Annotated in this window: 6 protein-coding genes and 1 pseudogene; all 7 read right to left on the reverse strand. The window is 72.9% G+C overall.

Annotated elements, in window-relative coordinates:
- Positions 1-22: 22 nt before the first annotated feature.
- Positions 23-736: a 4'-phosphopantetheinyl transferase gene (locus tag ACFTXQ_RS05220; RefSeq protein WP_382636024.1), complete on the reverse strand. Its 714-nt coding sequence runs from the start codon at positions 734-736 to the stop codon at positions 23-25.
- Positions 733-1,617 carry a metallophosphoesterase family protein gene (locus ACFTXQ_RS05225; RefSeq protein ID WP_382636026.1) on the reverse strand — a complete coding sequence of 295 codons (885 nt, stop codon included), beginning with the start codon at positions 1,615-1,617 and terminating at the stop codon, positions 733-735. The genes ACFTXQ_RS05220 and ACFTXQ_RS05225 overlap by 4 nt, the downstream gene beginning before the upstream one ends.
- A 12-nt stretch (positions 1,618-1,629) precedes the next feature.
- Positions 1,630-2,385: a thioesterase II family protein gene (locus ACFTXQ_RS05230; protein WP_382636028.1), complete on the reverse strand. Its 756-nt coding sequence runs from the start codon at positions 2,383-2,385 to the stop codon at positions 1,630-1,632.
- 51 nt (positions 2,386-2,436) lie between these two features.
- A complete protein-coding gene (locus ACFTXQ_RS05235; RefSeq protein WP_382636029.1) occupies positions 2,437-2,799 on the reverse strand; it encodes a nuclear transport factor 2 family protein in 363 nt (120 codons plus the stop codon).
- Between the two features lie 74 nt (positions 2,800-2,873).
- Entirely contained in the window at positions 2,874-4,106 is a 1,233-nt protein-coding gene (locus tag ACFTXQ_RS05240) for a cytochrome P450 (protein ID WP_382636031.1), read from the reverse strand.
- A gap of 26 nt (positions 4,107-4,132) precedes the next feature.
- Positions 4,133-7,963: a type I polyketide synthase gene (locus ACFTXQ_RS05245; protein ID WP_382636032.1), complete on the reverse strand. Its 3,831-nt coding sequence runs from the start codon at positions 7,961-7,963 to the stop codon at positions 4,133-4,135.
- A gap of 34 nt (positions 7,964-7,997) precedes the next feature.
- Positions 7,998-13,367, reverse strand: a pseudogene (locus ACFTXQ_RS05250) (SDR family NAD(P)-dependent oxidoreductase); the annotation flags it as partial.
- Positions 13,368-13,407: the final 40 nt, after the last annotated feature.

The raw sequence follows: 13,407 nt of genomic DNA on the forward strand, positions 1-13,407 counted from the left end.
CTCGTGTGTACTGCGGTGGAAGTCATCGGTGTGCGGTCTGCCGGGACGCCTCGGCGGAAGCGGACGCCGGCCGGGCGGCGCGCGGCAGGGCGATCGCGGTGATCAGGAGCCCGCGGCGGGCCATCCAGGTGCCGTTGAACGACGTGAGACGGGTGCCGTCCACGGTCGGGCCCGGCACCAGCAGGCGGGCGTGGAAGGTACCGGCCTCCGCGTCGACGGTGATCATCACCTCGTCGAAGTCCAGCCACCGGCCGGTGATCGGGTACCAGGCCTTGTAGACGCTCTCCTTGGCGCTGAAGACCAGGCGGTCCCAGTGCACGTCGGGGCGGAGCGGGCCCAGCCGGTTCAGCCAGAGCCGTTCCTCGGGGATGGTGACCAGCGCGCGCGTCCCCGGGTTGGCGATCGGCAGGTTCGGCTCGGCGTCCACGCTGATCGCCGCGAGGTCGGTGGCGCGGGCCACGGCCGCGGCCCGGTAGCCGGCGCAGTGGGTCATGCTGCCGACGATGCCCTCGGGCCAGCCGGGCGCGCCGCGCGTGCCGGGGAGGATGGGTGCGGGCGGGATGCCGAGCCGGGCCAGCGCCGCGCGGGCGTTGCCCCGTACCGTCGCGAACTCCCTCCTGCGTTCGTCGGTGCTGTCGGCCACCAGGGCCTTCTCCTGCGGGTACAGCACGGATTCCGGCAGGTCCCCGAAGGTCTCTTCGGCGAAGGCCGTGGCGGGCAGCAGTTCTTCGATCACGCGGGTTCCCCCTGTCGTCCTCGGGTGTCTCCGCGGCCGGGCAGGATCCTCACGAGGCCGCCCGGTCCGGCGGGGCGCCTGCTCCACTCGCGCGGGTAGCCCAGCGAGACCTCCTCGAAGGGGACCCCGTCGCGGTGGATGGTGCGGCGGATGTGCAGGTGGCCGTAGACCATCGCCGCGGCGTGGAACCGCAGGTGCCAGTCGGCGGTCGCCTCGGTACCGCACCACAGGGCGAATTCGGGGTGCCAGAGCACGTCCATGGGCTCGCGGACCAGCGGGTAGTGGTTGACCAGCACGGTCCGGGTGCCGGCCGGGAGCGCGGCGAGCCGGGCCTCCGTGACGGCGAGCCGGGCCCGGCACCAGGCTTCGCGGCTCGGGTAGGGGTCGGGGTGGAGCAGGAACTCGTCCGTGCAGACCACCCCGGCCTCCTCCGCCACCCGGAGCGCGGCCTCCTTGGAGGCCGTGCCCGGCGGGCGGAAGGTGTAGTCGTACAGGAGGAAGAGCGGGGCGACCGTGACCGGGCCGCCCTCGCCCTCCCACACCGGGTACGGGTCCTCGGGCGTGACCACGCCCAGGGAGCGGCACATCTCCACGAGGTGCCGGTAGCGCTGCTCGCCGCGGAGCTGGAGGGGGTCCTCGCGCGGTGTCCACAGTTCGTGGTTGCCCGGCGCCCAGACGACCTTCGCGAACCGGCCGGCGAGCAGGCGCAGGGCCTCTTCGATCTCGGAGGCGATCTCGCCGACGTCACCGGCGACGAGCAGCCAGTCGTCCTCCGTCTCCGGCCTCAGCTCGTCGAGGATCCGCCGGTTCTCTTCGTAGTGGATGTGCAGGTCGCTGATGGCGAGGAGCGAACCGCCCGCCCTCCGTGCGCTGTTCGGCATGGCGGATTCCCGTCAGACCGCGACCGGGCGCGTGGTGACGCGCTTGCGGATCGCGGAGAGGACGGCCTCCTGCTCGTGGACGAGGTAGAAGTGCCCGCCCGGCAGTACCTTCAGCTCGAATTCCGTTTCGGTGTGCTCCTCCCAGCCGCCGACGCCTTCGACGTCGACGCGGGGGTCGCTGTCCCCGACGAGGGCCAGGACCGGGCAGGTGAGGGCGGGCCCGGGGGTGATGCGGTAGGTCTCGACCGCCTGGTAGTCGCCGCGGATGGCCGGGAGGATCATCCGCAGGATCTCCTCGTCGCCCAGCAGGTCGGCGTCGGTGCCGCTGAGCGCCTTCAGCTCGGCGACCAGGCCGTCGTCGGACCGCTTGTGGACGTTGGCCTCGCGCTGCAGGTGCGGGGCGCGGCGGCCGGAGACGACGAGCGCCGACGGGGCGGTGCCGCGGGCCTGGAGCCTGCGCGCCACCTCGAAGGCGACCAGTGCGCCCATGCTGTGCCCGAACAGGGCCAGCGGGCGGTCGTCGTCCCCGGCCAGGGCCAGTTGTTCCACCACGTGGTCGGCGAGGACGCCGACTTCGGTGATGACCGGCTCGGACCGACGGTCCTGCCGGCCGGGGTACTGGACGGCCAGCACCTCGATGTCCGGCGACAGGGCCCGGGACACCGGGAAGTAGAAGCTGGCCGAACCGCCGGCGTGCGGGAGGCACACGAGGCGCGTCGGGGCCTCGGGGGCCGGGTGGAAGTTCCGTATCCAGAGATCGTCGGTCATGAGTGTGTTTCTTCCCTTGCGTCTTCCCGGTTGTTCCTGTGACTGGTTCCGCTACGCCTTGCGGAAGACGTCCTTCACGGCGATCTTCCCGTCGCGGATGGTGAAGAGGTCGACGGCACGGTCGAGGACCTTGCCGTCCGGGGAGTTGACGGTGAATTCGAGGATCACGCGGTCCTCGACCTCCAGGAGCTCGCCGTATTCCAGCGTGATCCCCTTGGCCTCGTATTCCTTGCGCAGACCGATGATCTTGTCGAGGAAGGCCGGGATCTCCTCACGGGTGTAGGTGGTGCCCGGCTCGGCGCCTTCGGCCATGATCCAGCGGCCGTCCTCGGTGAAGCAGTCGGCGGCGGCTTCGATGTCGTCCCGCAGGCCGGCCTCGAAGAAACGGTTGACGATGTCCTTGCCCTTGCCCATGACGGTGTTGCCTTTCGTTGTGTGACGGATGGTTCGGGGATTGATCGGCGATTGACCGGGGATTGACCGGCCGGTCAGGCCATGCGGACCGGAAGCTTTTCCAGGCCGCGGAACTGCGCGGTGTAGCGCCATTCGAGAGCGGCCGGTTCGACGGTCAGCCGCCAGTCCGGGAAACGCTCCAGAAGCTTGGTGAAGATGATTTCGCCTTCGAGGCGGGCGAGCGGGGCGCCGAGGCAGTGGTGCACGCCGTGCCCGAAGGACAGGTGGGAATGGGCCGAAGGCCTGGTCACGTCCAGCCGGTTGGGGTCCGCGTACTTCTGCGGATCGCGGTTCGCCGACATCAGCGCGATGAAGACGATCTCGCCCTCGGGGATGGTGACGTCGCCGACCTCGACGGGGCTCGTGGTGTAGCGGATCGTCGAAAGGTTCAGGGGGCTCTCGTAGCGGAGGAACTCCTCTACCGCGCCCGGGATCAGCGAGGGGTCGGCGCGCAGCTGGTCCTGCTGGTCGGGGTGGTCGAGGAGCGCGAGCACACCGCTGCTGATCATGTTGGCGGTGGTCTCGTAGCCGGCGTTCATCACCAGGAAGATCGTCGACATGAGTTCGGTGTCGGTGAGCTTCACGCCGTCGTCGTCGGCCTCGATCAGCGCGGAGACCATGTCCTCGCCGGGGTTGGCGCGCTTCTCGGCGACGAGCTGCCCCAGGTAGGCGAAGGCCTGACCGAGGGCCTTCTGCTTCTCCTCCGCGGAGATGTCGACGCTCGCGAGGGCGCCGCTCCACGTCTTGAAGTCCTCGAACCGCTCCTCGGGAACGCCGAGCAGGTTGCCGATGACGTAGATCGGCAGCGCGAGGGCGATGTCGTCGACGAGGTCGAACTCCCGGCCGGGGACGATCCGTTCCAGCAGGGCGTCGGTGGTCTGCTCGATCCACGGCCGCATCTTCTGGACCCGGCGCATGGTGAACGCCTTGCCGATGAGCTTGCGCAGCCGGGTGTGCTCGGGCGGGTCGCTGAACAGCATGCTGCGCGGCTGCTCGGTGGCCCGGAAGTCGGGGTCCACCGACTGGGCCGTCACCACGGCCGGCAGGTTCACCGCGTCCTTGGACAGGCGCGGATCGGCGAGCAGCGCACGGCCGTTCTCGTAGTCGGTCACCACCCACGCGTGGAGTTCGGTGGCGAGGGTCTTGACCACGTGGCGGCGGACGCCGCCCTCCTCGCGGAGCTTCTCGTACGTGGCGTAGGGGTCCTGCACGAAGCTCCAGCTGAGCAGGTCGACTCCGCCTGCTTCGATGGTCGTTCCGATGGACAAGGGAAGGTCCTTTCCGAGTGCCGTGCTCATACGAGCCCGGCCAGCCAGTGGTCGACGGCCTTCGCCGTCGGTTCCGCGAATTCCTCGATGACGGTGAGGTGGTCGCCGGCCGTGGCCACCTCGGTGTGCGGCAGCGGCCATCCGGCGCGCGCGCTGCCGAAGGGGGTGGCGCCGGGCTCCAGCAGGAAGTCGGCGGCCCGCACGACCAGCGTGGGCACGGTGGCGGCCACCGCGGGCGCCCAGTGTTCGAACAGCGACAACCAGCGGCCCATCGCCATCAGCTTGGTGTCGTCCACCATCGCGACGAGCTCGGGCCGGGCGGCCAGCTGCTGGAACAGCGAGGTCTGGAGCTCGGCCGTCTCGGCGTCGCCCGGCAGGTACGTGTCGAGGAGGACGATGCCTTCGGCGCGCTGTCCGCCGTCGGCGTCGAGGGCCTCCGAGACGGCGTGGGCGATCCAGCCGCCGGAGGAGTACCCGACCAGGACGAACGGCCGGCCGCCGGCGGCTTCCCGCACCGCCGCCACCTGGTCGCGCACCGCCTCGTCGAGGGTGGCGGGCAGCCGCTCGCCGGGCTCGTAGCCGGGCAGGGACAGCGCGCGGACGGTGTAGCCGTCGCCGAGGGCGGCGGCGAGCCGGGTGTACTGGAGGGGGCTGGCCGGGGCCACGAAGGAGGGCAGGCAGATCAGTACGGGGCCGCCGTCCGCGCCGGCTGCGCCGACTGCGCCGACTTGGCCGTCGTCGGCCGGGGAGAAGCGGACCGGCCGGCGCACGGCGTCGCCCGCGGGCTCCTCGGCCGCCAGCCGGGAGGCGGCGGCGAGGAACCGGATGCCGTCGGGACCGCGGCCCGCCAGGCACGCCTGGCGGAACCGCTCCACCAGCCCGTCACCGGCCGGGGCGGCGGGGGCCTCGGGAGCGGCGGGGAGGGTGGCGCCGAGGTGCGCGGTGAGCGCGGCGACCGTGGGGTGGTCGAAGACGTCGGCGGCGTTCAGCGCGATGCCGGAGGCGGACCGGATCCGGGAGCGCAGTTCGACGACGGCGATGGAGTTGATCCCCATGTCGGTGAACGACTGCCGGTCGTCGATGGCGTCCGGATCGGGGTGCCCGAGCACCGCGGCCACCTGCGCGCGGACCAACGCGGGCACATCGAGCGGGCCTTCGGGGGCGGCGGGCGTGAGCGCCGCCGTCGTGTGACCGGTCCCTGCCTGGGCGGACCGGGCGAGGGAGGCGCCGTCGGGCCAGTACCTCTCGTGCTGGAAGGCGTAGGTCGGCAGCTCGACGCGGCGGGCACCGGAGTTTTCGTAGTACGAGGACCAGTCGACCGGGACACCCCTGGTGAACAGCCCGCCGAGGGCGGCGATGAGCTGCTCCGGCTCCGGCCGGCCCTTGCGGAGAGCCGCGACCCCCGGGATCTCAGCGACGTCGGCGGCGAGGGCGGTCAGGACGCCGTCGGGGCCGAGTTCGAGGAGGGACTCGACGCCCCGGGCCTCGATGGTGGCGACCGCGTCGGCGAAACGGACGGGGCGGCGGACATGGTTAACCCAGTAGTCGACCGAGGTCAGCTCCTCCGCCGTGGCTTCCTGGCCGGTCACGGTGGAAACGATCGGGATCTGCGGGGCGTTGAACGTCAGCCCGGCGACGACCTTACGGAAGTCCTCCAGCATCGGCTCCATGAGCGGCGAGTGGAAGGCGTGGCTGACGGTGAGCTGCTTGAACTTCACACCCAGCGAACCGGCGATCTCCAGAACGTCCGCCTCAACACCCGCCAGAACCACGGACTTCGGGCCGTTGACCGCAGCGATACCGACGGTCTTCTCCCGGCCGGCGAGCAGCGGAAGAACCTGCTCCTCGGACGCCTGGACCGCGACCATCGCGCCACCGGCGGGCAGCGCCTGCATCAGACGACCACGCGCAGAGACAAGCGCGGCAGCGTCCTCAAGGGACAGGACACCCGCCACGTGCGCGGCGGCGATCTCACCGATGGAGTGACCGGCCAGAACCTCCGGCTTCACACCCCACGACTCGACCAGACGGAACAGCGCAACCTCAAGAGCGAACAGAGCAGGCTGCGTGTTCCCCGTCTCGTCCAGACCCTCACCAGAGAAGACCACGTCCCGGAGAGAGCCGTCCAGGCGCGACAGCACCTCGTCGAGGGCCGTGGCGAACGCCGGGAAGGCCTCATACAGCTCACGGCCCATACCGGCCCGCTGAGCACCCTGACCCGTGAACATCACGCCCACACGACCCGACCCGGCCACACCCTCGACGACCTCGTCGCCGACGATCACGGCCCGGTGGTCGAAGAGCGACCGGGACGCCACCAGCGAGGCACCGATGTCGACCGGGCGGGCGTCCGAACCGGCCGCGAACTCCCGCAGCCGCTCGATCTGCCCCTTCAGCGCACGAGCCGTACGGCCGCTGACCACGAACGGCGTCACAGCCGGGGCGACGCCCTCCGCCACGGTCTCCTCGACCGCCGGGGCCTGCTCCAGCACCACGTGCGCGTTCGTCCCGCTGATCCCGAAGGCGGAGACTCCGGCGCGCCGCGGGCGGCCGGTCTCGGGCCAGTCCCGGGCCTCGGTCAGCAGTTCCACGCCGCCCGCCGACCAGTCCACCTCCGGCGTAGGCTCCGTGACGTGGAGGGTGCGGGGCAGGGCGCCGTGCCGCATGGCCTCGACCATCTTGATGATGCCCGCGACGCCGGCGGCCGCCTGCGTGTGCCCGATGTTCGACTTGACCGAGCCGAGCCACAGCGGCCGGCCCTCGGGCCGCTCCTGGCCGTAGGTGGCGAGGAGCGCGTCCGCCTCGATGGGGTCGCCGAGGGAGGTGCCCGTGCCGTGGGCCTCGACCGCGTCCACGTCCGCCGCCGTCAGGCGGGCGTTCTCCAGGGCCTGGCGGATGACGCGGCGCTGCGAGGGCCCGTTCGGGGCGGTCAGGCCGTTGGACGCGCCGTCCTGGTTGACCGCGGTACCCCGCACGACCGCGAGGACCTCGTGCCCGTTGCGCACCGCGTCCGAGAGGCGCTCGACGAGCAGCATGCCGACGCCCTCGCCCCAGCCGACGCCGTCCGCGTCCGCCGAGAACGCCTTGGACCGGCTGTCCGGGGCCAGCCCGCGCTGGCGGCTGAACTCGATGTAGCCGGAGGGGGTGGACATGATCGTGACACCGGCGGCGAGCGCCAGGGAGCAGTCGCCGGCGCGCAGCGCCTGCACGGCGAGGTGCAGGGCCACGAGGGAGGAGGAGCAGGCCGTGTCGAGGGTGACGGCCGGGCCGGTCAGGCCCAGCGTGTACGAGATCCGGCCGGAGGCGACGCTGGCCGCGTTGCCCGTGATGAGCAGGCCCTCGATCTCCTTCGGCGGGTCGGTCAGCAGCAGGGGGTAGTCCTGGCCGTTGCCGCCGACGAACACGCCGGTCTTGCTGCCCCGCAGGCTGTCGGGGGCGATGCCGGCCCGCTCGATGGTCTCCCAGGCGACCTCCAGCAGCAGCCGCTGCTGGGGGTCCATGGCGAGCGCCTCACGCGGGGAGATCCGGAAGAAGCCCGGGTCGAAGCGGTCGGCGTCGTAGAGGAAGCCGCCCTCGTTGGCATACGTCGTACCGGAGTTGGCGGGGTCCGGGTCGTACAGGTCCTCGGGCCAGCCGCGGCCGTCGGGGAAGGGGCCGACCGCGTCGACGCCGTCGGAGACGAGGCGCCACAGGTCCTCGGGAGAGCCGACGCCGCCGGGGAAGCGGCAGGCCATGCCGACGATGGCGATGGGTTCGCGGCCGGCCGCCATCAGCTGCTGGTTCTGCTGCTTGAGTCGCTCCACGTCCTTGAGTGAGGACCGCAGCGCGGTGACGAGTTGTTCGTTCAGGTTGGTCATGACGCTCTCTCTGGTGCGTAGGGGCGGGGTGTCGTCAGGCGGCCGGGCCGCCACCCGCCAGCAGCAGCAGGCTTTCCGCGTCCATGTCGTCGATGGCGCCGATGGTGTCGATGGCGTCGCCGGTGCCCGCCGCGCCTTCCGCCGCAGCAGCGCCGCTGCCGGCCGCCGCGTCGGAGTCGGAGTCGGCGAGACCGAGCAACAGGTCGAGCAGGCCCGCCCGGCGGACGCGGTCGATCGGGATCGTGGTGAGCAGCTCGCGCAGCTCCCGCTCCTGCGGGTCCTCGGTGTCGTGGGCGGCGCCGCCGAGCTGCGGGAGCAGTTCGGCGCGGAGGAAGCCGGCGACGGCTTCCGGCGTCGGGTGGTCGAAGACGAGGGCGGCCGGCAGGCGCAGGCCGGTCGCTCCGTTGAGCCGGTTGCGGAGGTCGATGGAGGTCAGCGAGTCGAAGCCGAGCTCCTTGAAGGCGCGTTCCGGGTCGATGCTCTCCGGGCCGTTGTGGCCGAGGACCCGGGCGACCTGGGTCCGGACCAGCGCGGTGAGTTCACCGATCTGCTCCCCGGCGGGCAGCGCGGCCAGGCGCTGGGAGAGGGACTGCCCCTGCTCGCCGGAGCCGTTCGACGCGCTGCGCCGGTTCGCGGCCGGCACCAGGGCCCGCAGGACGGGGTGCAGCGTGTCCGTCTGGCGGCCGAGGACGGCGGTGTCGAGCGGCGCCGGTACGAGGACCGCGCGGCCGGTGCGGTTCCCGTGCTGCACGGCGGCGTCGAGGAGGGCCAGGCCGTGCTCGGGGGTGAGGGGAACGATGCCGGTGCGGCGCAGGCGGGTGAGGTCCGCCTCGCCCAGCTCGCCGGCCATGCCGCCGGCGCCGCCCCAGGCGCCCCAGGCGAGGGAGAGCGCGGGCAGTCCGGCGGCCCGGCGCTGCTCGGCGAGGGCGTCGAGGTAGGCGTTGGCCGCGGCGTAGTTGGCCTGCCCGGCGCCGCCGAGCACACCGGAGACGGAGGAGTAGAGGACGAACGCGGACAGGTCGAGGCCGCGCGTCAGTTCGTCGAGGTTGCGGGCCGCGTCGGCCTTGGGGCGCAGGACGCGGTCGAACCGCTCGGCGTCGAGGGACGCCACGACACCGTCGTCCGTGACACCGGCGGTGTGGACGACCGCGGTGAGCGGCTGCCCCTCCGGGACGGCGGCGAGCAGGGCGGCGAGTGCCTCGCGGTCGGCGGCGTCGCAGGCGGCGACGGTGACGTCCGCGCCGAGAGCGGCCAGGTCGTCGGCCAGCTCCTGCGCGCCGGGTGCGGCGAGGCCGCGGCGGCTGGTCAGCAGCAGGTGCCGCACGCCGTGGGCGGTCACGAGGTGGCGGGCGAGGAGGCCGCCGAGGGCGCCGGTTCCGCCGGTGACGAGAACGGTGCCCTCGGGGCCGCCGAAGGCCCCGGCCGGGTTCGGGGCGGCGTCGGTGCGGGTCCGGACCAGGCGCGGGGCGTGGGCGATGCCCCCGCGGAGCGCGAGCTGCGGCTCGTCCGTCGCGACGGCGGCACCGGCGGCGGCAGCGGCCGCTGCCGGGGTCGCGTCCTGGTCGCTGTCCACGAGGGTGATGCGGCCCGGGTTCTCGCTCTGCGCGGACCGGAGCAGGCCCCAGACGGCGGCCGCGGCCGGGTCGGCGGGCCGGGAGCGGTCGTCGGTGGCGACGGCGCCGCCGGTCAGGACGACGAGCCGGGAGTCCGTGAACCGCTCGTCGGCCAGCCAGCCCTGGATCAGCTCCAGGGCGTCGCGCGTGGCCGTGCGGACGTCGCCGGCCGCTTCCAGGGCGGCCACCGCCACGGCGGGGGCGGCGGCGAGGTCCGCCAGGTCGCGGGCGGAGCGCAGGACCGGGGCCTCGACCGGCTCGACGGTGCGGGCGTCGGTGACGGGCAGCCAGTCCAGCTGGAAGAGCCCGTCCGGGCCGCCCGCGGTGGTGGTGCGCAGCTCCTCGGGCCGTACGGCCTGCCAGGTCAGGGCCTTGACGGAGGCGACGGGGGCGCCCTCGGCGTCGACGGCGCCCAGGGTCAGGGTTCCGTCGCCGGCCGGGGTGATCCGGACCCGGAGCGCGGTCGCGCCCGTGGCCTGGACGCTGATCCCGGACCAGGCCAGCGGGGTGATCGCCGTGTCGGCGTCGCCGCCCTGCGGGTCGGCGGTGCCGGTGAGGACGGCGGCGTGCAGGGCCGCGTCGAGCAGGGCGGGGTGCAGGGCGAACTCCCCTGCCTCCGCGTGCTGCTCGTCGGCGAGGTCGACCTCGGCGAACAGCTCGCCGTCCGAGGTCCATGCGCGGCGCAGGCCCTGGAAGGCGGGCCCGTAGCCGTGGCCGCGCGCCGCGAGTCGCCCGTAGGCGTCCTCGACGTCGATCTCCGTGGCCCCGGCCGGCGGCCAGGTGGTGACGGGTGCCGGGGCGGAGCCGCCGGTCGCGGCGAGGAGGCCGTCGGCGTGCTGGGTCCAGGGCTGGTCCTCGCCGTCGGGCCGGGAGAAGATCCCCAGCTCGCGGCGGCCGGAGGCGTCCGGGGCGGCGACGATCAACTGGATCTGGACGGTGCCCTGTTCGGGCAGGACCAGCGGGGCGGACAGGGTGAGCCGCTCGACGGTGCCGCTGCCGACGCCGTCGCCGGCCTGGACGGCGAGCTCGGCGAGGGCCGCGCCGGACAGGGTCGCGGTGCCGAGCACGGTGTGGTCGGCGAGCCAGGCGTGGGCGGTGCGGGAGACCTGGCCGGTGAGGACCAGGCCCTCCCCGTCGGCGAGTTGCACGGCCGAGCGGAGCAGCGGGTGGCCGAAGGCGGGCGCGTTGGACCAGCCGGGCTCGGTGATGAGCCAGTAGCGCTCGTGCTGGAAGGCGTAGGTCGGGAGGTCGACGCGACGGGCGCCGGAGCCTTCGTAGTACGAGGTCCAGTCGACCGGGACGCCCTGGGTGAACAGCCTGCCGAGGGTGGCGACGAGCTGCTCGGGCTCCGGGCGGCCCTTGCGGAGGGCGGGCGAGGCCGTGAGGCCTTCGACCTCCGCGGCCATGGCGGAGAGGACCGCGTCGGGGCCGAGTTCGAGGACGGACTCGATACCGCGGGCCTCGATGGCCTCGATGGCGTCGGCGAAGCGGACCGGGCGGCGGACGTGGTTGACCCAGTAGTCGACCGAGGTCAGCTCCTCCGCGGTGGCCGGGCGGCCGGTGACGGTGGAGACGATCGGGATCTGCGGGGCGTTGAACGTCAGCCCGGCGACGACCTTGCGGAAGTCGTCGAGCATCGGCTCCATGAGCGGCGAGTGGAACGCGTGGCTGACCGTCAGCTGCTTGAACTTCACGCCCAGCGAACCGGCGATCTCCAGAACGTCGGCCTCAACACCCGCCAGGACCACGGACGTCGGTCCATTCACGGCGGCGATGCCGACGGTCTTCTCCCGGCCGGCGAGCAGCGGAAGAACCTGCTCCTCCGAAGCCTGGACGGCAACCATCGCGCCACCCGCAGGCAGCGCCTGCATCAGACGACCACGCGCAGAGACAAGAGCGGCAGCGTCTTCGAGAGACAGGACCCCGGAGACGTGGGCGGCAGCGATCTCACCGATGGAGTGACCGGCCACGACCTCCGGCTTCACACCCCACGACTCGACCAGACGGTAGAGCGCCACCTCAAGGGCGAACAGAGCCGGCTGCGTGTTGCCCGTGTCGTTCAGACCCTCACCCGAGAAGATCACGTCCCGGAGAGAGCCGTCCAGGTGCGACAGCACCTCGTCGAAAGCGCTCGCGAACGCCGGGAACGCCTCATACAGCTCACGCCCCATACCGGCCCGCTGAGCACCCTGACCCGTGAACAGGACACCGAGTCGACCCGACCCGGCGACGCCCTCCACCAGTTCGTCGCCCACCACAACCGCCCGGTGGTCGAACACCGCGCGTCCGGCGGCCAGGGACCAGCCAATGTCCGCCGGCCGGGCGTCGGAGCCGGCCGCGAACTCCCGCAGCCGCTCCAGCTGGTCCTTCAGCGCACCGGCCGTGCGGCCCGACACCGGCCACGGCGTGACCGCGGGGGCCGCTCCCCCGTCGGCTTCCGGCTCCTCGGCGACCGGGGCCTGCTCCAGCACCACGTGCGCGTTCGTGCCGCTCACGCCGAACGAGGACACCGCCGCGCGCCGCGGGCGGCCCGTCTCCGGCCAGTCCCGCGCCTCCGCGAGGAGTTCCACCTGGCCGGCCGACCAGTCGACCTCGGGCGAGGGCTCCGCCGCGTGCAGGGACTTCGGGAGGACGCCGTGGCGCATGGCCTCGACCATCTTGATGACGCCGCCGACACCGGCCGCGGCCTGCGTGTGCCCGATGTTGGACTTCAGCGAGCCGAGCCACAGGGGCTCCTGGCCGTGCCGCTGGCGCCCGTACGTGGCCAGCAGTGCGTCGGCCTCGATCGGGTCGCCCAGCCGGGTGCCCGTGCCGTGGGCCTCGACCGCGTCCACGTCGGCGGGCGACAGGCGGGCGTTCTCCAGGGCCTGGCGGATGACGCGGCGCTGCGAGGGCCCGTTCGGGGCGGTCAGGCCGTTGGACGCGCCGTCCTGGTTGACCGCGGTACCCCGCACGACCGCGAGGACCTCGTGCCCGTTGCGCACCGCGTCCGAGAGGCGCTCGATGAGGAGCATGCCGACGCCTTCGCCCCAGCCGACGCCGTCCGCGTCCGCCGAGAAGGACTTCGAACGGCCGTCGGCCGCGAGGCCGCGCTGGCGGCTGAACTCCACGAACGTGCTCGGCGTGTGCATGACGGCCACGCCGCCCGCGAGCGCCATCGAGCACTCCCGGTTGCGCAGGGCCTGGCCGGCGAGGTGCAGGGCCACCAGCGACGAGGAGCACGCCGTGTCGACGGTGACCGTGGGGCCGGTCAGGCCGAAGGAGTAGGCGAGGCGGCCGGAGATGACGCTGCCGGCGTTGCCCGTCATCAGGATGCCTTCGAGGTCCTGCGGGATGTCACGGACCGGCGGCGCGTAGTCGTAGTACATGACTCCGGCGTAGACGCCGATGTCCGTGCCGCGGACCGACGCCGGGTCGATGCCGGCCTGCTCGAACGTCTCCCAGGTCGTCTCCAGCAGCAGGCGCTGCTGCGGGTCCATGCCGAGGGCCTCGCGCGGGGAGATCCCGAAGAAGCCCGCGTCGAACTTGTCGGCGTCGTGCAGGAAGCCGCCCTCGCGGGTGTAGCTCTTGCCGATGCGGTCGGGGTCCGGGTCGTACAGGTCCTCGTCCCAGCCGCGCCCGGTGGGGAAGGAGCTGATGGCGTCCGTGCCGTCGCTGACGAGCCGCCACAGGTCGGCGGGCGAGCTCACGCCGCCCGGGTAGCGGCAGGCCATGCCGACGATGGCGAGGGGCTCTTCGCCGCGGGTCTCCAGTTCCTGGACCCGCTGGCGGGCCCGCCGCAGATCGGCGGTGACCTTCTTCAGGTAGTCGACTACCTTTTCCTGCTGGTTC

The sequence above is a fragment of the Streptomyces sp. NPDC057010 genome, assembly GCF_042673805.1.
Classification (GTDB): domain Bacteria; phylum Actinomycetota; class Actinomycetes; order Streptomycetales; family Streptomycetaceae; genus Streptomyces.